The sequence below is a fragment of the Rhizobium leguminosarum genome, from assembly GCF_004123835.1.
Taxonomy (GTDB): domain Bacteria; phylum Pseudomonadota; class Alphaproteobacteria; order Rhizobiales; family Rhizobiaceae; genus Rhizobium; species Rhizobium leguminosarum_M.
The window spans coordinates 80785-106195 of sequence record NZ_MZMU01000002.1; the positions used below are offsets into that span (position 1 = coordinate 80785).

A 25411-nucleotide genomic window follows, 5' to 3' on the forward strand; every position below is an offset into this window, starting at 1 on the left:
CGTCAAACAACGAACGGGAGGACGAGCGTGATCTACGCACGCAAGCCGGCTCCCCAACAATCCGGCCAGGGTTCGCGCGAGATCTATCAGACCGCTCTCTTTTCTGACGGCGTTCGTCTGTCTGCGACCACCTGGCGGGGCGGCAGGTGACCGCCTTCGAAAACCGTCACGACGGGCGGCGAGCAAGTTGGTCTGGGCGAGACTTTCGGATGACGATGATAGTCGAGAGCGGCTTGGCGAACGTCGTCGATCATTCCCAGGTGTCCTTGGAGAGAAACCGTGGGGAGCGGCAGGAACGCCCCCCACGGGATACGCCGTTATTCGGCGAGTTCGCGCATGACCTTGATAAGGTCGGACTTGCCTTCGAAGCCGATGCCCGGCAGTTCCGGCATCGTGATGTGGCCGTCGACGACCTTGACGCCGTCTGGGAAGCCGCCGTAAGGTTGGAAGAGATCCGGATAGCTCTCGTTGCCACCGAGGCCCAGACCGGCGGCGATGTTGAGCGACATCTGGTGGCCGCCATGCGGGATGCAGCGCGATGGCGACCAGCCGAACTGGCGCAGCACGTCAAGCGTGCGCAGGTACTCGACGAGACCGTAGGAAAGCGCGCAGTCGAACTGCAGGAAGTCGCGGTCCGGCCGCATGCCGCCGTAGCGCAGGAGGTTGCGGGCATCCTGGTGGGAGAACAGGTTCTCACCCGTTGCCATCGGCGCGTCATAGAATTCGGAGATAGCAGCCTGCAGCGCGTAGTCGAGCGGGTCGCCGATTTCCTCGTACCAGAAGAGCGGGTAGTCGCGCAGCATCTTCGCATAGGCGATGCCCGTCTCCAGATCGAAGCGGCCGTTCGCATCCACCGCGAGCTTCGCCTCGGAACCGATTTCCTCCAGGACGGATTCGATGCGGCCGCGGTCCTCGTCGATCGAGGCTCCGCCGATCTTCATCTTCACGACATTGTAGCCGCGGTCGAGATAGCCGCGCATTTCCTTGCGCAGCGCGCTGTTGTCCTTGCCGGGATAGTAGTAGCCGCCGGCCGCATAGACGAAGACCTTCGGATTGGCCTCCCGGCCCTTCATGTCGGCGAGAAGGCGGAAGAGCGGCTTGCCCTCGATCTTGGCGACGGCGTCCCAGATCGCCATGTCGATGGTGCCGACGGCGACAGAGCGCTCGCCGTGACCGCCGGGCTTCTCGTTCATCATCATCTTTGCCCAGATCTTGTGCGGGTCTAGATTGGTGCCGGCATCGTTGATCAGGCTGTCGGGCTCTGCCTGCAGGATGCGATCCTTGAACCGTTCGCGGATCAGGCCACCCTGGCCATAACGGCCGTTCGAGTTGAAGCCATAGCCGACGACGCGACGGCCGTCCTTGACAACATCGGTGACGACGGCGACGAGGCTGGCTGTCATCTTCGAGAAGTCGATATAGGCATTCCGGATGGGCGAAGCGATGGGCTTAGTGACTTCGCAGACGTCGACGATACGCATTTGGATCTCCGGTTCAGTTTTTTGGTAGGTAGCGAATGTTGTCTCTCTGCCGCACCTTCGTAGCGATCAGACGAGAGGACTAAAGCCTCGGTAGCCGAGCGCGGCCGCGCATTCCAATGCTCTAACGATTTGTATTGGTGCCGTTTCGGCATTGCCATTTCTCGCAGTTTGACCAAGTGGAATGAAGACTAAGCCGGAGAATTAACGATAATTGACTGAACCGGCTCTATCCGCCTCCATAGGATCGATACCCGCCAATGCGACTTTGGCTTCAATGAGCGTTTACCTGCCTGCACATTCATTGCCGAAGCAGGTCATGTCATCCAAGAGTCTCCGCGACGGCCGTGCCGCAGGTGACGGTATCCGCGCTTCCGCCCAGGTCGCGTGTCCGCAGCCTTTGGTCCGCGAGAACCGTCTCGATGCCAGCCATCACGGCAGCGCTGGCTTCATGCTCTCCGATATGATCCAGCATCATCGCTGCCGACCATATCTGTCCGATAGGGTTGGCGATGCCCTGCCCCGCAATGTCCGGCGCCGATCCGTGGACGGGCTCGAATAAGGATGGGAATTTCCGCTCCGGATTGATGTTTCCGGAGGGCGCGATGCCGATCGTGCCCGTGCAGGCCGGCCCCAAATCCGAAAGGATGTCGCCGAACAGGTTCGATGCCACGACCACGTCGAAGCGATCGGGATTGAGCACGAAATGGGCGCAGAGAATATCGATGTGATACTTGTCCCAGGTGACATCCGAATAGGACTTCGCCATCTCCTCCACCCGCTCGTCCCAATAGGGCATGGAGATGGAGATGCCGTTCGACTTGGTGGCGGAGGTCAGGCGCTTGCGGGGCCGGGTCTGGGCGAGATCGAAGGCGAACTTGAGGATACGGTCGACGCCGATCCGCGTCATCACCGTTTCCTGCAGAACGGTTTCCCGCTCAGTTCCCGGGAAGATGCGTCCGCCGACCGAGGAATACTCGCCTTCGGTATTCTCGCGGACGACGTAGAAGTCGATATCGCCGGGGCCTCTGCCTGCGAGCGGCGAGGTCACGCCCGGCATCAGCCGCACGGGCCGCAGGCTCACATACTGGTCGAATTCCCGGCGGAACTGGATGAGGGAACCCCAGAGCGAGATATGATCCGGAACGATTTCCGGCCAGCCGACCGCGCCGAAGAAGATGGCGTCATGGCTGCCGATCTGCGCCTTCCAGTCCTCCGGCATCATCTGCCCGTGCTTCACGTAGTAGTCGCAGGAGGCGAAGTCGAATGTGTCGATCCGCAGCTCGAAGCCGAACTTCTTCGATGCCGCTTCAAGGACCCGGATGCCTTCCGGAACGACCTCCTTGCCGATGCCATCACCGGCGATGGAGGCGATCTTGTAGACGCGGTTGGTTCTGTTTTCCACGGTATGCTCCAATCCGATCAGTCTTCCTCGACGAAGACCTGGTTGCGACGTCTCGCGATGGTGGGGAGAAAGGCGACCACGAGCACAATGAGCGCGACGGCCAGAAGTCCCGCGCTGATGGGCCGGGTGACGAAGACGGAGATGTCGCCGTGCGAGATCGTCATCGCCCTGCGGAGATGCTCCTCAAGCAGGGGACCAAGGACGAACCCCAGCAGCATGGGCGCAGGCTCGAAATCCAGTTTCGACAAAGCGTAACCGAGCACGCCGAACCCTGCCATCACATAGAGATCGAACGTGTTGGAATTCACGCTGTAGACACCGATGGAGGCGAACGCGAGAATCGCAGGGAAAAGCACCGTGTAGGGAACAGTCAGAAGCTTAACCCACAGACCGATCAACGGCAGATTGAGGATGACCAGAAGCAGGTTGCCGATCCACATCGAGGCAATCAATCCCCAGAACAAAACAGGTTGGGTGGTTGCTACCTGTGGTCCGGGTACGATCCCCTGGATGATCATTGCGCCGATCATGAGCGCCATGACGGGATTGGCGGGCACGCCAAGGGTCAACATCGGGATGAACGACGTCTGAGCCCCTGCATTGTTTGCGGCTTCCGGTCCCGCCACGCCCTCGATCGCTCCATTGCCGAAGCGCTCCGGAGTCTTGGAGATTTTCTTTTCGAGCGCATATGACGCGAATGATGCCAGTATCGCACCGCCTCCTGGAAGAACGCCCAAAGCGGAACCGAGCAACGCGCCCCGGAAGGCGGGCCCAATCATCGCCTTGAGATCTGCGCGACTTGGCCAGAGACCCGCCACGCGCTTGACGACGGCGGTTCGCTCGATCGTCGTTTCCAGATTTCGCAGGATTTCGGCGATCCCGAACAAACCGACGGCGACGGCCACGAAATTCAAACCGTCCGCCAGTTCCGGCCGTCCGAGCGTAAAACGCATCGCTCCGGTATTGATATCCGTTCCGACAAGCCCGAAGACCAGCCCCATCGAAACCATGGCGATCGTTTTCAGCACCGATCCGCGGGCAAGAACGATAGAGGCGGCGAGCCCGAGGACCATCAGTCCGAAATACTCGGGCGAGCCGAATTTCAGGGCGATCGATGTCAAGGGCGGCGCAAGGGCGGCTACAACCACGGTCGCGATGGTTCCGGCAAAGAAGGAACTCAGCGCCGCGGCGGCAAGTGCCGGCCCTGCCCTGCCCTGTCGGGCCATCTGGTATCCATCCAGAGCCGTCACGGCTGACGAAGACTCGCCAGGCAGATTGATGAGGATCGCTGTCGTTGAGCCGCCGTACTGCGCGCCGTAGTAGATGCCGGCAAGCATGATCAGAGATGTTTCGGGCGAAAGCGACAGCGTTATCGGCAGAAGCATGGCGATCGTCGCCGTCGGGCCGATCCCCGGGAGAACGCCGACCAGCGTTCCAAGCAGCGTGCCCACGAAGCAGAATAGAATGTTGTAGGGCGTCAGGGCGGCGCTCAGGCCGAGCCCCAGATTACCGATGAGGTCCATCATAGCCTAAACTCCCAGCCAGGGGCCGATAAGACGGACGGGTAGCCCGAGGCCATAGTAGAACACGCCCAGACAGAACACGGTGATGCCCAGAGTGATGGAAAGAACGACGAGCGGTCTTTGCCCTGTCGCCGCGGACGTAGCAGACAACGAGGTGAGTGCCACCGCCGGAACGAACCCCAGGCCACGGACGGTAAGGCCGAAAAGGATAGGGGCAATGATGATCGCGGCCAGAGCCCGCAAGGGTGCGATCTGCGGGCGAATGGTTTCGGTCTCCGTGAGCGCCTTGATGCCGATGACGGCCCCGATGACCGTTATGACGATCGACAGTATCAGGGGGAAATAGCCGGGCCCCATGCGGAGTGCCGATCCAACGTCCATTGTGAATATGGATGAAATGCCGAACCCTATCCCGACAGCCAGCAGGGTGCCGGAGGCAGCACTGTTGTTGATATCCATGAAAGACCTCCGTTCGGCTGCGGGCTCTTGCCCCCAGCCGAACCATCACCGTTAATCTGCAAACTGACCGGCAGCCTTGATGATGGGATCCCACCGCTTGATTTCGGAGTCGAGTTTGGTACGGAGCGCCTCCTGGCTAGCCTGTTCCTTCGTCGCAGGCATGGTGGCGATCTGCGCGAAGCGTTCTTTCAAGGTAGCGTCGTCCATTGCGGCCTGGAGCGCTGACGTCAGCTTGTCCAGAACATCTTTCGGAGTGCCCTTGGGTGCGTACACGCCATGCCAGACGCCGACTTTGAATTCGGGCAATCCAGCTTCAGTGGTCGTTGGGACATCGGGCAGCGTTTCAGCACGTGCCTCACTGGTGATCGCGTATGCCTTCACCTGTTTTTGCGTGATCGGACCGACGGTGTTCGTCGCCTGATCGCAGGTCATGTCAATCTGCCCACCGATCAAATCCGTCATGATGGGGCCATTTCCCTTGTAGGGAACTGTCGTCATCTGCGTTCCGATTGTTGACATGAACAACGTGCCGCAGAGATGGGATGCTGCTCCAATCCCGGCATGGGCATAGGTTACCTTGGTACCGTTCTCCTTGAGATATGCAACGAGTTCCTGAAATGTCTCGGCGGGAAACTCGTTGCGCGCGATGACCGTCATCGCGGCGTCGCTGACGAGGCCGATCGGCTCGAAGGCTTCGGTTGGCTTATAGGGTAGCTGTCTGTAAAGTGCCGGAGCCGTAGCCATTCCAATATGATGGACGAGGATGGTATACCCGTCTGGATCGGCGTCCGCGACACGTCGGGCTCCGATTGTGCCACCTGCACCTGCAACGTTTTCGACGACAATCTGCTGGCCGAGAGACTTCGACATCGCGGCTGCGGTGAGTCGAGCAATGGTATCGGTTGGTCCGCCCGCTGCGTAGGGAACCACCATGAAAATGTTGCGCTCCGGATAATCGGCCGCAAAAGCCGAGGTGACGGACAGCGTAAGTGCAGCTATGATCGATAGTAACTTCATTTCTTCCTCCCATTGCCGTCGTCTCCAACAACGGCGTTCCTCAACGCAACATTCGCGAACAAGCGATTGACGGTCCAATGCCATTTCGGCTTCAATTGATGCCGGAAGTGAGAGGATGAGATGGATACTGCCTGGCTTTTAGATTTGCGAGCGCTCGCAGACACCCTCAATTTTTCGAGGGCGGCGGAGTTGCGGAATATCACGCAGCCCGCTTTCGGTCGCCGGATAAAGGCCTTTGAAGAGTGGAGCGGATCCGTTTTGATCGATCGATCGACGCACCGCATAAGGATTACGCCGGCGGGCGAAATCATGCTGGATGCCGCAAGTGATATTCTTCAAAGGATCGAGAGGGCAACCCATGACTTGAGCCAGGAACGATCTGCCACTGCGACCCTCACGTTTGCAGCGACGCACGCTCTATCCTTCACATTTTTTCCTGGTTGGGTGCAAAGTCTGGGCTCGTCGGTATCGACGGTGCCAATCCGGCTTCTTTCCGACAATATGAATGAGTGCGAAAAGATGATGGCGGAAGGCAGGGCTCAGTTTCTCCTGTGCCACTTTCATCCAAACAGCGAAATTCGGCTGCATGAAGCCGACTTCAAGCATGTGGAACTGGCCAGCGACCTTCTTGTCCCGGTCGCGCAAAGAGGTAAGGAGGGCGCGCCAATCTATCAACTGCCCGGCACACCATCGAACCCTGTCCCTCATATATCGTTCGACGAGAAATCAGGAATGGGCCGGATACTGGTGGCCAACTTGACCTACGTTGGCAGCGAATTGCATTTGGCTCGTGTATTTACATCTCATTTGGCGATGGTTCTGAAAGCGTTGGCGCTCGAGGGGAAAGGCGTCGCCTGGATACCGCGCAGCCTTGCCGGTTCCGAGTTGGAACCAGAAGGAAAGCTTGCAATAGCCGGCGACGAGAAGTGGATGGTACCTGTCAAGATCGTGCTGATCCGATCCAGGAGTAGGATGACGGAGTTGGCTGAAAAATTCTGGACGACGGTCGAAAGTGCATCGAAGCGGAAGCCAGCTTGATAATTGTCTTTGCTGCCCTGACACCGTGATTGGTAGTGCCGCGCCAGCTTAAGCGCGGTTTTGATTGAGCTCAAGGCTGCGACGAAATACCCGCTTGGTCAAATTGCTCTGAGCTCTGACCTTGTAAGGCAAAGCCGAAAGATAACGGTTGTTGCGATGAAGATGCTCGAAAAAGGTATGCGCGCAGTGGAAATCAACACCTTCGCCTGCACCGCTCATGTATGATCCTTTGCTGCGGCGAAGCTCGGATCGATGTTGCATTCTCGGCAAAGAGCCTGCGCGTTACCGCAACCTGCATCGCGAAGTCGGTCGAGCATTCGGTGAAAACGGCGCCTTGTGAAGGACCTACCGTAGGCAGCGTCTTCCTTGTGATCATGCGATGCACACCGGGCAGACACCGGAATGGTTTTTATCTTACGCCGGATCTTGCGGCACCGCGGCACGTGCGTCACTTCGCATGAACGCCCAGTCGATTAGTTCCGCTATCGATGGACCGAGTACGATCCCCATCTCTCCCTGAAAAAAAAGCCGGACGCACGCCCGGCAGCCCCCCATTGTCAGGCCTAAAGGCGACTTTTTATTTTGGCTCCAGCCAGCCGCCTCTTAGAACGTCCCGAAGAACGTTTCGGGTATCTTCGTTCGCTACCGTAGCTCCGCTGGCCCAGGCAATCGCCAGAGCTCCCAGAAAGATGTCCCGGCCCGTCATCGTCCGTCGTGCGAAGCCCTTTTCCTGCGCAGCTTTCAGTATTCGCTCATTCGTTGCTATGACGGCATGGCAGGTCGGCGTACGCTCCTTAATCGGTACCGAACTGACGCTGCCCGATCTCCAGGATGGACTGCCGCGGCGGACAACCTACTTCCCATCGATAAGGGAGGTCACGGCCTACCCCATGCGCTCGGATGCGTATGAGCCTGGGCTCGGCGGGAAGACGATGGTCTTGTTGCCGTTCATGAACACGCGGTTGTGAACGTGTGCGTGCACGGCGCGGGCAAGAACCTGGCTCTCCACGTCCCGGCCGATCGAGATATAGTCCTCCGCGGACTGCGCATGCGTGATGCGCGCGACGTCCTGCTCGATGATCGGACCCTCGTCGAGATCCTCGGTGACGTAGTGCGCCGTGGCACCGATCAGCTTCACGCCGCGCTCGAAGGCCTGTTTGTACGGGTTCGCACCCTTGAACGACGGCAGGAAGGAGTGGTGGATGTTTATGATGCGGCCCGACATCTTCTTGCACACGGCGTCCGACAGAACCTGCATGTAGCGGGCGAGCACGATCAGCTCGGCACCCGACTGCTCGACCACCTCCATCAGGCGGCCTTCGGCCTGCGGCTTATTGTCCTTCGTCACCTTGATGTGATGGAAGGGAATGTCGTGGTTTACGATGACCTTCTGGTAATCGAAGTGGTTGGAGACGACGCCGACGATATTGATCGGTAGCGCGCCGATCTTCCAGCGGTAGAGCAGGTCGTTGAGGCAATGGCCGAAGCGCGACACCATGAGTAGCACTTTCATGCGCTCGTCGCTGTCGTTGAAGCGGTAATTCATACCAAACGCCTTGGCGACCGGCGCGAAATCAGACTTGATTTCGTCTTCCGACACGCCTTCCTGGGACAGGAAGGTCAGGCGCATGAAGAACAGGCTCGTTTCAAGGTCGTCGAACTGGGACGAATCGGAGATGTAACACTCCTTTTCGGCGAGGTAGCCTGTGATCGCGGCGACAATGCCGCGGGTCGATTGGCAGGATACGGTCAGGACGTGGCTTTTCATCGCGCGGATCTCCGGGCATGGATTAATAGGGAGGCGAACGTGAAGCGCGTTCAGAGCGCCTTCTGCAACTCCGGCAGTACGTCGAACAGATCGCCGACTAGGCCGTAGTCCGCGACCTGGAAGATCGGGGCTTCCTCGTCCTTGTTGATGGCGACGATGACCTTTGAGTCCTTCATACCGGCGAGGTGCTGGATGGCGCCGGAGATGCCGACCGCGATGTAGAGCTGCGGTGCCACCACCTTGCCGGTCTGCCCGACCTGCCAGTCGTTCGGCGCGTAGCCGGCGTCGACGGCGGCACGGCTCGCGCCGACGGCGGCACCGAGCTTGTCGGCGACAGGCAGGATCACCTGCTGGAACTTCTCCGCCGAGCCGAGCGCCCGGCCGCCGGAGATGATGATCTTCGCCGAGGTCAGTTCCGGACGATCAGACGAGGACAGCGCGTCCTTGACGAAGCTGGACAGGCCCGGATTGGCGGCGGCCGCGACGGTTTCCACCGGTGCCGAGCCGCCTTCGCCAGCCGAGGCGAAGGAGGCGGTGCGCACGGTGATGACCTTCTTGCCTTCCGATGTCTGCACCGTCTGGATGGCATTGCCGGCATAGATCGGGCGCTTGAATGTGTCGGCCGAGACCACTTCGATGATTTCCGAGATCTGCGCGATGTCGAGCAGAGCTGCGACGCGCGGCAGGACGTTCTTGCCGACCGCGGTGGCGGCCGAGATGATCGTGTCGTAGGAACTGGCGAGCGAGACGATCAGGGCTGCGAGCGGCTCTGCGAGGTTGTTGGCAAGGTCGCCGCTGTCGGCGAGCAGAACCTTGGAGACACCGGTGAGCTTCGCCGCTGCATCGGCTGCAGCCTTTGCGCCCTTGCCGGCAACCAGCACATGGACGTCGTCGCCGATCTTGGAAGCAGCCGTCAGCGCCTTGGCGGTCTGGTCGGAGAGCGTCGCGTTGTCGTGATCCGCGAGAAGAAGAATGGTCATCGTCGTATTTCCTTTCGCGATCTCTTAGAGGACGCCGGCTTCATTTTTCAGCTTGTCGACCAGTTCGGCGACAGTATTGACCTTGATGCCGGCCTTGCGGCCACCCGGCTCCTCGGTCTTCAGGACCTTGAGGCGCAGGCTGATGTCGACGCCGAAATCGGCCGGGCTCTTCTTGTCGAGCGGCTTCTTCTTCGCCTTCATGATGTTCGGCAGCGAGGCGTAGCGCGGCTCGTTGAGGCGCAGGTCGGTGGTCACCACCGCCGGCAGCTTGATGTCGATCGTCTGCAGGCCGCCATCGACTTCGCGGGTCACGGTTGCCTTGCCATCTCCGATCTCAACCTTGGAGGCAAAGGTGCCCTGCGCCCAGCCGAGCAATGCCGACAGCATCTGGCCGGTCTGGTTCGAATCGTCATCGATCGCCTGCTTGCCGACCATGATCAGGCAGGGCTGTTCGGCGTCCGCCACGCCCTTGACGATCTTGGCAATGGCCAGCGGCTCGACCTGATCGTCGGTCTCGACTAGGACGGCGCGGTCCGCACCCATGGCAAGCGCCGTGCGCAGCGTTTCTTCCGCCTTGGCCGGGCCGACCGACACGACCACAACCTCATCCGCTTTTCCGGCTTCCTTCAGCCGCAGAGCCTCCTCGACCGATATCTCGTCGAACGGGTTCATCGACATCTTCACATTGGCAAGCTCGACACCCGAACCATCCGGCTTGACCCGGATCTTCACGTTGTAGTCGACGACACGTTTGACGGTGACCAAGATTTTCATCGTTCCAGTTCCCTCAGATAGCGTTGACGATCACATGCGGCCGCGGAGGGCCTGCGGATCGTAGGGGGATTCTTCCAGCACACGCGCCTTGCGCATCTCGCCGAGGATCGGCACTTCCAGCTCCGTTCCCGGCGCTCCGAGCTCGGGCGGCAGGAGCGCAAAGGCGACATCATGGCCGAGCGTATAGGCGTAGCTGCCCGAGGTGATGCGGCCGACGAGCTTACCTTGGTGATAAACACCCTCATGGATCAGCGAGCTTGCGCCGTCGGTGTCGATAGAAATCGTCACCGAACGCTGTTTGACGCCCTCTTCCTTCTGACGAACGAGCGCTTCCTTGCCGATGAAGTCGCCCTTATCGAGCCCGATGAAACGATCGAGATTGCTTTCCCAGGCCGAAAGCTCCGGGTTCATGTCACGGTACATGGCGCGGTATGATTTTTCCAACCGCAGCGACTCCAACGCATGCAGGCCAATCAGTTTCAGCCCATGGGCCTCGCCGGCCGCAAGCAAGGCTTCGAGCAGATGACGCTGGTAGGGAAGCGGATGGTAGAGTTCCCAACCCAGTTCACCTTCATAATTGACGCGCAGCAGGCGAACGTCTGTGGCAAGACCGACAGCTCCGGATTTGACGCCGAACCACGGGAAAGCCTCGTTGGACAGATCGATCTCGGTCAGCTGCTGCAGCACCTCGCGCGCCTTCGGGCCGACCAGCGTGAAGCAGCCACGCTCATTGGTGACGTTGCGCAGCTGGACGCTGCCATCCTTCGGCATAAGCTTCGACAGATCGTCGAAATTCCAGCGCTCCGCCCGCGGCGTCGAAATGAGGTAGAACATGCCGTCTTCCAGACGCGAGACGACGTATTCCGCCTGCACGCCGCCATTCTTCGTCAGGTGATGGCTGAGATTGACGCGGCCGGCCTTCGGCAGACGGTTGGCAAGGATACCGTCAAGCCAGATTTCCGCGCCGGAGCCGGAGACTTCGAACTTGGTCATCGGCGTCATTTCGACCAGGCCGACGGCGTTGCGCACAGCCCGCACTTCCTCGGCGACGTAGTGGCCCTTCTGGGTCCAGCGCCAGCTGTACTGATCCTTGGCTTCCACCCCTTCCGGCGCAAACCAGTTCGGCATTTCCCAGCCATTCAAAACGCCCCAGACGGCGCCGCGCTTTGTCAGGATATCATAGGAAGGCGCGGTCTTCTGCGGGCGGGCGGCCGGCATGTCTTGGCCCGGATAGTGCAGCTCGGCATGGGTGCCCCAGCTTTCCTTGACCTTATGTCGCGTCCATTCCTTGTTGGCATAGTCGCCGAAGCGGCGTGGATCGAGTTCGGACGTATCGAGGCTGTTGGCACCCTCCACGATGCGCTCGGAAAGATAATAGCCGATCGCGCCACCCCAGAGGATGCCGCCCGGCACGCCTTCGGCGATCCAGACATTTTCCAAACCCCAGGCGGGGCCGACCAGCGGCAGCTCGTCGGCCGTCATCTGGAAGGGGCCACGCACATTAGCCTTGATGCCGACGCGCCCAAGCGCCGGAACCATCTCCATGGCGGCTTCCCAATTCCAGGCCACCGCGTCGAAATCCTCTTCGACCAGATCGGCGCCGAACCACTCGGGCACGCCGTTTTCGGCGAAGAGCTTCAGGTGTTCGGTCTTCTCGTAAGGACCGAACATGAGGCCGTCACCTTCCTCGCGCAGGTAGCCTTCGAAACCTTCGTCGCGCAGGATCGGCATTTCCGGCAGGCCCTGGCGCTTGCGCTCCACGATCTCCGGCACGACATCGGTAATCCAGTATTGGTGGAGAATGGGAATGGCGGGAATTTCGAGGCCGAGCATAGCGCCGGTCTGGCGGGCATAATTGCCGGTGGCCGAGATGATGTGCTCGCAGATGATATCGCCGTTGTTGGTGATGATCTTCCATTCGCCGCCGGCTAGACGCTCGAAGCCCTTGACCTCGGTGTTGAGGTAGATCTTCGCGCCGCGGTCGCGTGCACCCTTGGCCATGGCCTGGGTCACGTCGGCGGGAGCGATATGGCCGTCTTCCGGATGGTAGAGAGCGGCCAGCATATCCTTGTTGTTTTCGAGCAGCGGCCAGAGCTCGCGCGCTTCCTGCGGCGTCACCAGCTCGGCGCGGATGCCCTGCACGGCGGCTACGCTCATATAACTCTTGTATTCATCGAGACGGTCGCGCGTGTTGGCGATGCGCAGCTGGCCGCACTTGTGCCAGCCGACATGCTGGCCGGTCTCGGCTTCCAGACCCTCGTAAATCTCGATGGTCTTCGAAATCATCCGGCCGATATTGATGCTGCGGGCATAGGAGGGGATGAGGCCGGCGGCATGCCAGGTCGATCCGGCCGTCAGCTGCGTGCGCTCCAACAGTGCCACATCGGTCCAGCCGCGCTTGGTGAGACCGTAAAGAATGGCGGCGCCGACACAACCACCGCCGATGACGACGGCGCGAGCATGAGTTTGCATGAAAGAGTTCCCTCGTATTGGTTTGTCCAGACCCTACAAACGCCAAAGGCCGTTGTAATCTTGCTAAAAATTCTCGGAGGGCATAACTTCAGATTATGCACCGGCTTCGCTCTCTCGTCCCCTCCGCCAACTACCTGTTCTGCTTCGAGGCAGCCGCCCGCAGGCGCAGCTTCACGGCCGCCGCGCAGGAGCTGAATGTCAGCCAGCCGGCCGTGAGCAAGACGATCCGGTTGCTGGAAGAGGCGATGGGGCTGAAACTCTTCCGGCGTGACCATACCCGGCTGGAGCTGACGGCCGAGGGTTTGCGGCTCTACAAGGAAACCCAGGCCGCCTTCGACCATCTGCACATGGTCATCTCATCGCTGCAGAACAAGCATTCCAACGATGTCGTGCGGGTTTCCTTTTCCGCCGCCTTCGTGCAGCTCTGGCTTCTGCCGCGGCTGAAGGACTTCAAGGCGAAACACCCCGACGTCTCACTGCGCATCGAGGAAAGCAGCCGTGACGATCAGGATCTGGTGGAAGAGGATATCGACCTTTCCGCCCGTCTGGGAAACGGCAAGTGGCCAGGCATCCACGCCTGGCACTTCGTTACCGAAGAGGTGCTGCCGGTCTGCAGCCCGGATTACCTCAGGGAACATGGGCCCATCCGAGAGCCGGCCGATCTTCTGCAGCACACGCTGCTGAACTTCGAGGAGCGGCACCGTACCCGTCTCGGCTGGCGCGAATGGCTGGACCGTCATTCCGTGCCGGTTTCCCGGCTAAAACAAGATTTCGTCTTCACCGATGCCTTGGGCTCGATCGAGGCTGCCGTACAGGGGCAGGGCATCGCCCTTGGCTGGAAACATCTCGTGCAGGACCATCTGCAATCGGGCCGTCTGGTTCTTCCGTTGGGGGAAACGTACAGGTCCGGTCAGGCGATCCATATCATCATGCCAGCCCAGCGCCCGCCGAAGCGCGGCACCGAGCTTTTCCGGGACTGGCTGATGGAGCAACAGGCCGAGGTCGCCGTCAGCGGCGATGCAACGGTCCCGAAGGCTTAAAACCGCTCGCCAGCGAAGTGGGCGATCTGCGCACCCGCTTCGTAATAGGCTTCCTTGAACGGAAGGAAGGGCGGTTCTTTCGGGTCGGTGAGCGGCAACGGCAGGTCGGCCTCGGCAATCTCGCCAATGATAAGCCGCGCCAGGGTGCGGCCAAACACCGTGCCCGGCGCGATACCGCGGCCGTTGTAGCCTGAGAAACCAACAACATTGTCGGCGAAGCGATGGAAGCGCGGCAGCGCATTGTCCGTCATGCCGATCTTGCCGAACCACTCGCATTCGAATTCAACAGGCCCGAGCGCGGGGAAAGACGCTTCAATGCCCGCTTTGCCCAGGCGGCTGCGTTGCCGGGGCCGGTGGCGCCGTCTTTTCCCAAAGGCCATGGGAGCGGGGATCGTTCAGCATGCCGTCACTCCTTGCAGCAGCTTATTGTTTCTGGTTCGGCTGGCTGAAGACATAGTCCGTCACCTTCGGCAGGAAGATGTCGGAACGATACGTCCGCGGTTTCTCGCCGACAGAGCTGCCGGTGTTCAGGATGCCCGCCTGATAGTCGTCGGCAAACAGGCTGTAGGGATAGGGCGCATCGATGGCGCTGGCCGCATCGAGCGCGGCGCGCTGGTTCGCGGCCAGTTCGAAATCGAGCGAAGCGAGATTGTCGTCCAGTTGTTCCAGCCTGCTTGCACCGATGATTGCCGCGGCAATGCCTGGACGATTGACCACCCAGTTGAGCGCCACCTGCGCCAAGCTGCGACCAACGTCTGCGGCGGTTGCCTCAAGGACGGCGACGATACGGAAATTGCGTTCGCTGAACAGGCCGAGACCGGTGCCCGAAGCGTCGAGCGCGAGGCGCCCCACCTGCGCGCCGGAGCGGTACTTGCCGGACAGTAGCCCCATGGCAAGCGGGCTCCAGACGGTGATACCGAGCCCGAGCGTTTCGGCGAGCGGAACGAATTCGTGCTCGATGCTGCGCTCGACCAGCGAATAGGGAAGCTGCAGGCAGATCGGCAACGACAGCGTATGGGTTTCCGCCCAGGTCTGCGCCCGTGCGGCATACCAGCCAGGCACGTCGGAAAGACCCGCATGCCGGATCTTTCCCGCGCGCACGAGGTCATCAAGCGTGCGCATCACCTCCTCCACCGGGGTCATCCGATCCCAAGTGTGAAGGAGATAGAGATCGATATAATCTGTCTTCAGACGCTTCAGCGAGGCGTCGACCGCGCGCATGATATTCTTGCGCCCGTTGCCGCCGGCATTCGGATTGCCGGGCGAGACATTGTTCGAGAACTTCGTGGCGATGACCATATGGTCGCGAAGCCCGGCTTCCGCGACGAAGCTGCCGACGAGGCTCTCGCTCATACCCCCGGCATAGGAATCCGCCGTATCGATGAAATTGCCGCCGGCCTCGACATAACGATGGAAGATCGCGCGGGCGGTCGCCTCGTCACTGCCCCAGGAGCCACCGATGCCGCGGATGCCGGCGTTGCCGAAGGTCATGGTGCCGAGTGCAAGGCGGCTCACCCGCAATCCGGAGCGGCCGAGGAGGTAATAGTGATCAAGCGACATCGTCGGTTCCTGCATTCTGCCAGAAGCGCCCGGGCTACATGCCGCCCGTATAGGGGCGGCGCGCGGTACTCTGCTGCACGTAATTGATCATGGTGATGAAGTCGAAGACCGGCCGGCCTGTCGCCGCCTGTACCGCATGGGCATAGGGCGGCAGGTCGCTGCATTCGAGCAGGATCGACCGGACGTCCGGATTTTCCTCGACGAGACGGCGTGCAACTTCGGTCACTTCCCACTCGATTGCAGCGGAATCCAGCGTGCCGCGCTCTTCGAGAATGGCCTCGCGGAACTCCGTCTGCCCCTCCATGCCGGCAATGACCAGCGGCACATGGTCCGCGACATTGCAGGCGTCGAAGTGGCGCGGGGTCAGCCGCGCTGCATTTGCGGTGATGACGCCGACCCGACCACCGCACAGCGCATGCATGAAGGGGATCTGCATCAGACTGGAAAGGAAAACCGGAACGTCGACAGCTGACGCCACCTCCTCCTGGAAATAGGCCATGAAGCCACAGGCGCCGGTGATCGCCTTCACACCACGATTCTGAAGTTCGACGGCAGCTTCGATAAATACGTCCTTCAGGGCTGGATCGCGCTGGTTGAGCAGGCGATCGATCGAGGCGCCCCGCACCTCCTGAAAGCGAACCGGATAGTCATAGGTCGTTGCGTTGCCAACATTGCCAGGCACGCAGGGATAGGCCGCATCAAGGATCAGGATGCCGATTTGCTCGCCATACCACGACTGCGTCTTGCGCGTGACCGAATAGACAGTCATCGTTGGTGTCTCCGATAATCCAAAGGAAATGCGGGGGAGTGCCCTCCCCCGCCCGTTCGCTTACTCGACGAGGCGCGGCGCGCCTGTCTCCGCCGCCGTGCCATCCAGGCCGTAGGACTTGAGGATGGTCATGATCGTACCATCGGCATGCATTTCGGTGATCGCGGCGTCTAGTGCGACGCCCAGTTCCTTGGCGTTGAACGAATAAGGGAAGGCCGCCTGCGCCGCTTCCTTGCTCGCCTTCACGCGCTCGTCGGGAGCCGCGACATTGACCTTGACATCGCCAAGCGCGCCCTTCTGTTCGGCGACGACGCCGGTCGAATAGCCGTCGACCGCAACATCGATGCGGCCGGAGTTCAAGTCCTGCTGCATGTTTACCGAGTTCGGATAGAGCTTCAGCGACCCGCCGAGCATTGCCTTGAGGTCGGCGACCCAGAGATACCCCTGTACCGTGCCGACCTGCTTGCCTTCGAGATCGGAGACGCTCTTGAAGCCTTCCTTCGAGTAAATGCCCATCTGGTCGGTGTAGAGCGGCGCGGAAAGACTCATCACCTTCGCGCGCTCGGCCGTGCGATACCAGTCGCCGGTGGTGATATCCGCCTGGCCTGAGAGCACATACTGGATGGCGGCTGCCGGATCGACGGCGATAGCCTTTACCTTCAGGCATTCGCGCTTGGCGAATTCGGTGGCAATATCGCCGTCGATACCCTTCATGTTGCCACTGTCGTCGACGAAGGAATGTGGCACGTAGGTGGTGACTGCGACCGTCAGCGTACCCGCCTCAACCGTGTTGAATTGATGCTTCGGCGTACAATCCTGCGCGGACGCGATCCCAGCCGATAGCGCGAGACCGGCGATGCCGGCGAGAAGGAACTGCGTCGTGGTCTTCATTCGGGGCATGCGGGCATCCTTTCAGGTTGGGTTCAACGGTGGGCGTAAAGGCCCGCACGCTTCTCGACGTGATTGACGAGCAGGGCGGCGGGGATGGAAATGCTGGCGTAGAGCACGCCGGCCGACAGCAGTGCCGGGAAGTAGCGGAAGGTCGTGGAGCCGATCTCGTAGGCGCGGCTCACCAGCTCGGGCAGTGCAATGGTGAAGCAGAGAGAGGTGCCCTGGAAGATCAGGATCGAGAAGCCGAGCAGTGCGGGAAGGGCAACACGGAGCCCCTGCGGCAGGAGAACATAACGCAACTCATCAAGCTGGTTGAGGCCGAGCGCGACCGCCGCCTCGCGCTGGCCATGGGCGACCGATTGCAGGCTGGCGCGGATGATCTCGCTGGTATAAGCGCCGGTGTTCCAGGAGAGCGCAATCACGGCGGCCGTATAGGAACCAAGCGTCAATCCGGTCGTCGGCAGGCCGAAATAGATGAATTGCAGAAGCACCAGCGCCGGCGCGCCGCGGCCGATCTCGACCAGAAACAAGCTGAGACCTTTCACGACGCGGTTCTTCGCCAGGACACCAAGCGCCAGGAGCAGGCCGAAGGGAATGCCTATGAGAAGGCTGAGGGCCGTCACCTGAAGGCTGACCGACAGTCCGGCGAGAAGGTCCGGCAGCCAGGCGGAAATTTCGTCGTAACTCGGAAACATCAGCGCGCCACCTTCGCCTGGAGATAACCGTCGGCAACGCGCGAGAGCCATGCGATCGGCAGGCTTAGGAGCACGTAGAACAGCCCCACCAGCGCAAAAACTTCAAGGCCGCGATAGGTAAGCTGCGACAGCTGATTGCCCTGGTAAGCAAGCTCCGACACGCCGATGGTCGAGGCGACTGCCGTCTCCTTCATGAGGCCTATGAGATAGCTTGCGGCCGAAGGCAGTGCGACGCGAAAGGCCTGCGGTGCGACGATGTCGCGCAAGGTCGACCAGCGGCCGAGATCGAGCGCGGCGGAGGCCTCAAACTGGCCGTGGTGGATCGATGCGACCGCACCGCGGTAGATCTCCGCCATGTTCGCAGCGGCGATCAGCCCAAGCCCGATCAGCGCAGCATTGAAGGGACTAATCGGCATCAAGCCCATGCCGAGGCCGAAGAAGATGATGAAGAGCCAGAGGATCGGCGGGATCGCGCGGACGATCTGGATGACGACCATGGCGAGGAAGCGCAGCGGCATCAGCCGGCTCTGGCGGGCTGCAAGCAGCGGTACACCAAGCACGGCGCCAATAAGGAACGCGCCGGCCGTGAGCGCGACCGTCCAAGTGAGACCACGCAGCAGGGGCAGCAGGTCCAGCAAGCTCATCGGTCGTGCACCGCGCGGAGGAAACGCTTCGTCCGCTCCTCTTGCGGATTGCGCATCACCTCCTTGGACGGTCCCTTCTCGACAATGTGGCCATCGGCCATCATCATGACCGTGTCGGAGACGTTCTCGGCAAAGCCCATCTCGTGCGTGACGACGATCATCGTCATGCCGCTTTCGGCAAGCTCGCGCATGACGGCGAGAACTTCGAGCCCGAGTTCCGGGTCGAGCGCCGAGGTCGGTTCGTCGAAGAGCATGATTTCTGGATCGAGTGCCAAGGCACGCGCGATTGCGATGCGCTGCTGCTGGCCACCGGAACACCGCACGGGAAACTGCCCGGCCTTGTCTGCGAGGCCGACCCGCTTCAGAAGCAGCATGGAGCGCTCGTCCGCCTCCTTACGGCTGCGGCCGAGCACGCGCTCCTGAGCAAGGCTGACATTGCGCAGCACAGACATGTGCGGAAAGAGGTTGAACGACTGGAAGACCATGCCGACCCGCCGGCGCAGGCCGGAAAGTTCGGCGCGTGCAACGGGCCGGGCGGCATCGATCATCGTCGCACCGATGCTAATCTTCCCGCCATCCGGTGGCTCAAGATAGTTGATGCAGCGCAGCAGCGTGCTCTTGCCCGAACCGCTCGGACCGATGATGGCGAGCACCTCACCCGAACGCACCTCAAGATCGATGCCCTCAAGAACGGTGTGGGTTCCATAGTGCTTGCTCAAGGACTTGAGGCGGATGAGCACGTTGTCCGACGCGGCCGTCATCCCGGGCTGCACCTCGCTCGATCCGGCACGAGATCGATCTTCGCCTCCAATGTAGAGGATGGCACTGTCCATATCATCATGATCCCCCATGCAATTGCAATCCACGCGCCGCTTTGCGGGCTGCGTCGTGCGCTTGAACCGCTTTCGTGTGAGATGGCCGTCGGAGTTCCCCGTTCCGGCCGTGTTCCCATTATTATTTCGAGGAATGATAGCACTCTGTCGCGCGCGCTGAGCAGGGCGAAAAAATTGCCGACATGCCAAACTTGAAGTTATGCTACTGGCAAAAAGAAGGGGCGGCGGAGGCCATCGCGCCGCCGCCCTCGCAGCAACTAAATGGAGGTCCTGATCTTCAGCCTCCGGCGTTACCCAGGCGCTCGAAAAACATCTTGCGGCTAGTGCCCTGGTCGCAATCTCACCAGCTGTTATGACTAGCGCCTCTGCGCACTACATCGTTACGCCCAAGGACCGCAGAAACACGGAAGCAGTCGAGCATTTCAAGGCTTGGATAATTGAGGTCCGCGCGCGGTATCAGCGTTAGTTCTCCAATTGAAGGTCTTGACCGGAATCGAACCGCCGCATTCATCGAAGAAAGCTATCGCGCTGGATTCCTTAGTGAAAATTCCTAGCCTTTACCTTCAGCGTGTCGATATGCAAATCCGGAACGAAAATATCCCTCGGCTTGACCTCCGGCGCTCGATCCCGCGAATCCGGGCTGCCCGGCGCTCCGTGAGCAATCTCGTCACCGCGGCCGGTCGGCAGTTTGAACTCCCCATCACGATCCGCCAAGGCGGATAAGTCGCCCGACAGATCAAACAGCTGCTGGGCGATGAGGTGCACAACCTCCCCTTCCCGCTGGATCCGGCCGTTGATCGCCATCATGCTCGATCCGAGCACGACGCGCCGACGCCGTTCGAAGAGCTTCGGCCAGACAACGACGTTCGCCGGACCGGTCTCATCTTCGATCGTTAGGAACATGACACCTTTTGCCGATCCGGGCATTTGACGGACGAGAACGAGGCCCGCGGTCATCAACCAGCGGCCATCGCGGGCCGACATCGCCTCTCCGCAGGTGACGATGCTTCGAGCAGCAAGGTCCTTGCGCAAGAACGCGATCGGGTGCTCGCGCAGCGTCAGACCTGTATGGCTGTAGTCCTGGATGACATTGTGCCCATCTGTCATCTGCCGGAGTTTGACATCCGGCTCCTGCTGCTCGGCGATCGTCTTTATCTCGCGCTCGGCCGCGGCAACAAAGAGTGGCAGTGGCTCGTCGCGCAAAGCTTTGATCGCCCACAGCGCGTCTCGTCGCTGAAGTTCGAGCGATGGCAGGAAAGCGTCGGCCTCCGCCAGTTCGACCACCGATGCTGCCGGAACGCCGCAGCGCCGCCACATGTCATCGACGCTGTCGAAGGGCTGATCAGCACGGGCGGCCACGATGCGAGCCGCATCGACTGCGGCCAGTCCACGCACCAGACGCATCCCCAGGCGAACGGCATGGCGGCGTTCGTCGCCCACTACCGGCTCGAGCGTGCAGTCCCAGCGAGAGCGGTTGATACAGACCGGCCGGATCTCCACACCGTGGTTGCGGGCGTCGCCGACGATCTGGGCGACCGCATAGAAACCCATGGGTTGGCTGTTGATCAAGGCCGCGCAGAACGCATCGGCGTAATGACACTTCACGAAGCTTGAGGCGTAGGCGATAAGCGCGAAGCTTGCCGCGTGGCTTTCGGGAAAACCGTAGGATCCAAACCCCTCCAATTGAGAAAAGGTCTTCTCGGCGAAGTCCGGCGAATAACCATTCTTCACCATCCCCGATACCAGCTTGTCCTTGAACCGCGAGACGCCGCCGGTGAACTTGAACGTGGCCATCGATTTGCGAAGCTGATCGGCCTCGCCGCCGGTAAAGCCGGCGCAGACCATCGCCACCTTCATGGCCGACTCCTGGAAGAGAGGCACGCCGAGTGTCTTTCCAAGCACGGCTTCCAGTTCGGGGGTCGGATAGACAACCGGTTCCTTGCCTTCGCGGCGGCGCAGATAGGGGTGCACCATGTCGCCCTGAATTGGCCCGGGCCGGACGATGGCGACCTGGATGACGAGATCGTAGAAGGTTCGAGGCTTCAGCCGAGGCAACATCGCCATCTGCGCCCGGCTTTCGATCTGGAAGGTGCCGAGCGTGTCGGCCTTGCGGATCATCGCATAGGTCGCAGAGTCTTCCTGTTCGATATTCGCCAGATCGATCGTTTCGCCCTTATGCTCCTCAATCAGCTTGAATGCTTTTGCCATGCAGGTCAGCATCCCCAACGCCAGGACATCGACCTTCATGAACTTCAAGGCTTCGACATCGTCCTTATCCCATTCGATCACTTGCCGGTCGGCCATCGACGCCGGCTCGATGGGAACGAGATCGTCGAGCCGGTCATGCGTCAGCACGAACCCACCCGGATGCTGGCCGAGGTGCCTGGGAGCGCCCATCAGCTGCTGCGCAAGCTTCAGCGTCAGTGCGAGGCGACGGTCATCGGGATTGAGGTTGAGGTCGCGCAGGTTCCGGTCGCCGACCATATCGGCGGACCAGGACCACATGCCCGATGACAGCGCCTTGATCATATCCTCCGGCAGACCGAGTGCCTTGCCGACATCACGGATCGCCCCTTTCGCACGATATCGTGTCACGGTCGCGCAGAGTGCTGCCTTCTGATGTGTGTAGGTCTTGTAGATCCACTGAATGACTTCCTCGCGGCGCTCGTGCTCGAAATCGACGTCGATATCCGGTGGCTCGTCGCGCTCCTGGGAAACGAAGCGCTCGAAGAGCAGGTCATTTGTCTCCGGATCGATGGACGTGATCCCGAGGATGTAACAGACGGCCGAGTTTGCGGCAGATCCCCGCCCCTGGCAAAGAATGCCCTGGCTGCGAGCATATCGGACGATCGAGAACACCGTCAGGAAGTAGGGCGCGTATTTCATGGCCCGGATGAGGTCGAGCTCATGCCGAATGATTTTCAGAACGCTGTCTGGCAGACCTTCCGGATAGCGCGTAGGGGCGCATTCCCAGACATAATGCTCGAGAGAGCTTTGCGCGTCCTTGCCTGGGACGATTGCCTCCTCAGGATATTGATAGGTCAGTTCCTCGAGCGAGAACCGACAGCGATCGGCGATTTCCATCGTCCGGGCCAATGCTTCGGGGTACCGCGGGAACAGTCGCTGCATCTCTTCGGACGGTTTGAGGAATCTATCCGCATGGCGCTCCCTCTCGAAACCGACGCCATCGATCGTGGTTCTGGTGCGAATACAGGTGACGACGTCCTGCAACTGACGGCGCGACGGTTCGTGGAAAAGAACGTCATTCGTCACGACGGTCTTCACCTTGAAGCGGGTGGCCATGTTCGACAGCTCGTGCAGCCGCATCTGGTCGTTTGGCCGCCGGCGAAGGGAAAGGGCCACATAGCCCCGGTCCCCGAACATTTCCGCCATCTTTCTGAGCTGCACCGCGCAGGTCTCGTCTGGCAGATCAGGCACCAGAATCCCGATCAGGCCTTCGGCATAGATCGCGACGTCGTCGAGATACAGGATGCAATTGGCCTTGCCGCCCCTGCCCTTGCCGAGCGTCAGCAACCTGGTCAGTCGCGAATAGGCCGCGCGATCGGTCGGATAGACCAGGATCGACATGCCGTCCTGCAGATCGAGACGACAACCGACCACGAGGCGAACGCCTGTGGCGCGGGACGCCTCGAGAGCCCGGACGATGCCGGCGAGCGAGTTTCTGTCGACGATGCCGAGCGCCTCGATGCCGAGCGCCTTGGCGGTCGCAAACAGCTCATCCGCCGACGATGCCCCGCGCAGGAATGAGAAATGTGACGTGACCTGGAGTTCGGCATATCTCATGCGAAGATCCCATGCAGGAACCATTTGTGCGAGCCGGTGGCCGGATCGATGCCATCGCCCGACCTGAATATCCAGAACCGTTCGCCGCCCTCGTCTTCGATCACGAAATAGTCGCGCACCGCGTCGAACTCGGAGCCCCTCGTCCACCACTCGCCAAAAATCCGCTCCGGGCCGTCGGCCCGTTTCACCCGCCGACGCTTGCCGCGCCAGGTCATCGAGACGGGTGGATGATCCGGCAGGAGCGCGATCACCTCGATGAGCTCCGGGCGGGAGAGGAGGCGAACCGGTCGAGGCCAATGTAAGCTCCATGACGACCCGGTCTCCTCGGCAACCGCACTCACGCGCTTGACGCTGCGCTCGGGCACGTCGCTCGCCACCGGCACTATCCGATAGACACGCTGCCCGCGATTGCCGATCACGTCGATCAGCGGCGCGAGATCCACGATCTCCTCCTCGATCAGGGAGGACGCTTTCTGCACTTCGGTGAGCGGTTCGGCGATGACAGCCACCAGTGAGAGTTTCTCGATCCCGAAGCCCGGCTCGATCTTCTCGATCCGGTCCTTGAAGAGCTTTGTCAGCCAGGCCACATTGCGTGCGGGTTTCGCCGTTCCAGCACGGATCGCCTGCATGGTATTGTCGACCTTGTGGACGAGAAGATCTGCGCGGCGAACGCCGAGGCCCTTCTGCTGGAGCGCTTCGCAGAGTTCAACGACAAGCCGCGAGACATATTTGGCGATGGTCTCGGGCGCGCCGATCGGCTCGGCGAAAGCGCGGCTGACCTCGATGACATCCATCGGACGGATCGGATCGATCGGCTCCGGCAACCGCCCATATATCTGGTCGAGACGGCGGCCGATTTCGGGACCGAAGCGTAGGGCAAGCGGCGCGCGAGCTGTGGCCGACAGCTCGCCGACCATCTGAAACCCGAGGGTTCGCAGGCCGACGACGGTTTCCGCGGGCAACCGCAAGGAGGACACCGGCAGCCGCTCGACGAAACGTGACGTCTCGCCCCGCGCAGCGATCACGGTATCGCGCTTGCTGACGCGTGCCAGCGCATGGGCCGCACCCCAGCTGTCGGCAATCGCAACCCGCGCGGTCAACCCCTTGGCACGGAACCGATTGACGATGCCGGACAACATCAGATCCTCGCCGCCCTGGAGATGATCGGCGCCTTCGCTGTCCATGACGATGCCGTCGGGGGCATCCATTGCGACAATCGGCGTGTACTGCGTCAACGCCCAGAGCGTGAGGCGTTCGACGGCCGCAGTGTCCGCGATCGGATCGGCGTCGACCATCTGCAGGCCCTGGACGATGGCCTGCGCCTTGGCGGCCGGCATGCCAATATGAAGACCTGCGGATCGGGCCGTTTCATCCGCGGCCGCGATCCAGCGTTTAGAACCGCTCTTCGCGACGACGACAAGCGGCCGCTCAGCGGACAGCATTCCCCCGCCATCGGCTCGTCTGATCCTGTCGATCGCGAGATCCGGAAGATAAATGGATACGACCCGTGGCATCGCACGCTCCTACGATAAACTCTGCGCACTCACCGGCTTTCACTCTCATCAGTTCCAGGAGCCATCGCGGCCGCCCGACGCCTGGAACCGGCAGCTCTTCCGATGGCAGCACGCTGACACGCCACCTCGATGTCGACGCCGTCGGCTGGCCGAAATCCGATGCCTCCGTCTGCCGCCGCCATCTTCGCACGACCAGCCCCATCGTTCCGGTCTTCTCGGCCGCAAGCTGAAGCCGGCGCGAGGCGGTCATCGGAAGACGGACGAGCTCACCGACCACGGCGCCCAGGCCACCATAGCCAAGACCCTCCTCCATAGTGGCCAGGACATCCTCTTCCCTATCGGCTTCGGCAAAGACTACGCGATCGGGATGGAGACCCGCCTGCGCCAGCGCCGGGAAAAACAGGTCGGGACGCGTCATGCACCACAGGATCTGCCCCTTCGTTCGCGCAGCGATCCCCGCCACACAGAGAGCGGCGGCCGCACCATCGACCGTTCCGGACCCGCCGCCGGCGAACTCGTGCAAGGCGCCATAGGCCAAACCGCCGCCCGGAAGCACGGCGTCTATTTCGAAAACCCCAAAAGCAAGGCAGCCGACCTTCTTCGTCGAACCACCCTCGAGAGAGGCGATGCGATCGCGTAGATCGGTAATTACCCTGTTGCGGGCAGCAGTCATCATTCACGCGTCCCTTGAAGGCCGTGTTGGAGTTTCGACTTCATGTCGTTCAAATGCAGATGTTCTCTATCTGT

22 protein-coding genes and 1 pseudogene are annotated in these 25411 nt (G+C 61.0%); 3 read left to right on the plus strand and 20 right to left on the minus strand.

Annotation, left to right across the window (positions count from 1 at the left end; translation table 11 throughout):
- Positions 1-27: 27 nt before the first annotated feature.
- Complete coding sequence (locus tag B5P46_RS35250; RefSeq protein WP_281021989.1) at positions 28-150, plus strand: hypothetical protein; 123 nt, start codon at positions 28-30, stop codon at positions 148-150.
- Positions 151-317: 167 nt separating this feature from the next.
- On the opposite strand, the gene B5P46_RS01800 is transcribed toward B5P46_RS35250, so the two are convergent.
- The 5 genes from B5P46_RS01800 to B5P46_RS01820 all read right to left on the minus strand — a co-directional run bounded on the left by B5P46_RS01800 (position 318) and on the right by B5P46_RS01820 (position 5882).
- Entirely contained in the window at positions 318-1481 is a 1164-nt protein-coding gene (locus B5P46_RS01800; protein ID WP_129417196.1) for a mandelate racemase/muconate lactonizing enzyme family protein, read from the minus strand.
- A 319-nt stretch (positions 1482-1800) separates the two neighbouring features.
- The gene (locus B5P46_RS01805) at positions 1801-2883 is read right to left on the minus strand and encodes a tartrate dehydrogenase (protein WP_129417197.1); all 1083 of its coding nucleotides are present in this window, start codon (positions 2881-2883) and stop codon (positions 1801-1803) included.
- A gap of 17 nt (positions 2884-2900) precedes the next feature.
- Positions 2901-4406 carry a tripartite tricarboxylate transporter permease gene (locus tag B5P46_RS01810; protein WP_129417516.1) on the minus strand — a complete coding sequence of 502 codons (1506 nt, stop codon included), beginning with the start codon at positions 4404-4406 and terminating at the stop codon, positions 2901-2903.
- 6 nt (positions 4407-4412) lie between these two features.
- Positions 4413-4865: a tripartite tricarboxylate transporter TctB family protein gene (locus B5P46_RS01815; RefSeq protein WP_129417198.1), complete on the minus strand. Its 453-nt coding sequence runs from the start codon at positions 4863-4865 to the stop codon at positions 4413-4415.
- Positions 4866-4916: 51 nt separating this feature from the next.
- Positions 4917-5882: a tripartite tricarboxylate transporter substrate-binding protein gene (locus B5P46_RS01820; RefSeq protein ID WP_129417199.1), complete on the minus strand. Its 966-nt coding sequence runs from the start codon at positions 5880-5882 to the stop codon at positions 4917-4919.
- Positions 5883-6002: 120 nt separating this feature from the next.
- Here B5P46_RS01820 and B5P46_RS01825 point away from each other — a divergent pair, with 120 nt between their 5' ends.
- Positions 6003-6920: a LysR substrate-binding domain-containing protein gene (locus B5P46_RS01825; RefSeq protein WP_129417200.1), complete on the plus strand. Its 918-nt coding sequence runs from the start codon at positions 6003-6005 to the stop codon at positions 6918-6920.
- A gap of 48 nt (positions 6921-6968) precedes the next feature.
- Here the strand turns inward: B5P46_RS01825 and B5P46_RS34215 are convergent, their stop codons facing one another.
- From B5P46_RS34215 to B5P46_RS01855, 5 genes are all read right to left on the minus strand, one after another.
- Entirely contained in the window at positions 6969-7139 is a 171-nt protein-coding gene (locus tag B5P46_RS34215; protein WP_164986430.1) for a hypothetical protein, read from the minus strand.
- A 664-nt stretch (positions 7140-7803) separates the two neighbouring features.
- Entirely contained in the window at positions 7804-8688 is an 885-nt protein-coding gene (gene purU, locus B5P46_RS01840) for a formyltetrahydrofolate deformylase (RefSeq protein ID WP_129417201.1), read from the minus strand.
- A 50-nt stretch (positions 8689-8738) separates the two neighbouring features.
- Positions 8739-9668 (minus strand): electron transfer flavoprotein subunit alpha/FixB family protein, encoded by a 930-nt coding sequence (locus B5P46_RS01845; protein ID WP_129417202.1) that lies wholly within the window; start codon positions 9666-9668, stop codon positions 8739-8741.
- Positions 9669-9692: 24 nt separating this feature from the next.
- Positions 9693-10442 (minus strand): electron transfer flavoprotein subunit beta/FixA family protein, encoded by a 750-nt coding sequence (locus tag B5P46_RS01850; RefSeq protein ID WP_129417203.1) that lies wholly within the window; start codon positions 10440-10442, stop codon positions 9693-9695.
- Positions 10443-10472: 30 nt separating this feature from the next.
- The gene (locus tag B5P46_RS01855) at positions 10473-12914 is read right to left on the minus strand and encodes a GcvT family protein (RefSeq protein ID WP_129417204.1); all 2442 of its coding nucleotides are present in this window, start codon (positions 12912-12914) and stop codon (positions 10473-10475) included.
- 95 nt (positions 12915-13009) lie between these two features.
- On the opposite strand from B5P46_RS01855, the gene B5P46_RS01860 reads away from it, so the two are divergent.
- A complete protein-coding gene (locus B5P46_RS01860; RefSeq protein ID WP_129417205.1) occupies positions 13010-13954 on the plus strand; it encodes a LysR substrate-binding domain-containing protein in 945 nt (314 codons plus the stop codon).
- Here the strand turns inward: B5P46_RS01860 and B5P46_RS01865 are convergent.
- The 10 genes and pseudogenes from B5P46_RS01865 to B5P46_RS01910 all read right to left on the minus strand — a co-directional run.
- Positions 13951-14291 (minus strand): annotated as a pseudogene (locus tag B5P46_RS01865) (FAD-dependent oxidoreductase); the annotation flags it as partial. The gene B5P46_RS01860 and the pseudogene B5P46_RS01865 overlap by 4 nt on opposite strands.
- An 86-nt stretch (positions 14292-14377) precedes the next feature.
- The gene (locus tag B5P46_RS01870; protein ID WP_129417206.1) at positions 14378-15514 is read right to left on the minus strand and encodes an aldo/keto reductase; all 1137 of its coding nucleotides are present in this window, start codon (positions 15512-15514) and stop codon (positions 14378-14380) included.
- A 34-nt stretch (positions 15515-15548) separates the two neighbouring features.
- Entirely contained in the window at positions 15549-16283 is a 735-nt protein-coding gene (locus B5P46_RS01875) for an aspartate/glutamate racemase family protein (protein WP_129417207.1), read from the minus strand.
- 60 nt (positions 16284-16343) lie between these two features.
- Complete coding sequence (locus B5P46_RS01880) at positions 16344-17183, minus strand: substrate-binding periplasmic protein (protein WP_129417208.1); 840 nt, start codon at positions 17181-17183, stop codon at positions 16344-16346.
- Between the two features lie 23 nt (positions 17184-17206).
- Entirely contained in the window at positions 17207-17869 is a 663-nt protein-coding gene (locus B5P46_RS01885; RefSeq protein WP_129417209.1) for an amino acid ABC transporter permease, read from the minus strand.
- The gene (locus B5P46_RS01890; protein WP_129417210.1) at positions 17869-18513 is read right to left on the minus strand and encodes an amino acid ABC transporter permease; all 645 of its coding nucleotides are present in this window, start codon (positions 18511-18513) and stop codon (positions 17869-17871) included. Before B5P46_RS01890 ends, B5P46_RS01885 begins: the two co-directional genes overlap by 1 nt.
- Positions 18510-19274 (minus strand): amino acid ABC transporter ATP-binding protein, encoded by a 765-nt coding sequence (locus B5P46_RS01895; protein ID WP_129417517.1) that lies wholly within the window; start codon positions 19272-19274, stop codon positions 18510-18512. Before B5P46_RS01895 ends, B5P46_RS01890 begins: the two co-directional genes overlap by 4 nt.
- Positions 19275-19883: 609 nt before the next feature.
- Positions 19884-23150: an error-prone DNA polymerase gene (locus B5P46_RS01900; protein WP_129417211.1), complete on the minus strand. Its 3267-nt coding sequence runs from the start codon at positions 23148-23150 to the stop codon at positions 19884-19886.
- A complete protein-coding gene (locus B5P46_RS01905; RefSeq protein WP_129417212.1) occupies positions 23147-24664 on the minus strand; it encodes a Y-family DNA polymerase in 1518 nt (505 codons plus the stop codon). Before B5P46_RS01905 ends, B5P46_RS01900 begins: the two co-directional genes overlap by 4 nt.
- Positions 24579-25337, minus strand: coding sequence for an ImuA family protein (locus tag B5P46_RS01910; RefSeq protein WP_129417518.1), 759 nt, complete (start codon positions 25335-25337; stop codon positions 24579-24581). Before B5P46_RS01910 ends, B5P46_RS01905 begins: the two co-directional genes overlap by 86 nt.
- Between the last annotated feature and the right edge of the window lie 74 nt (positions 25338-25411).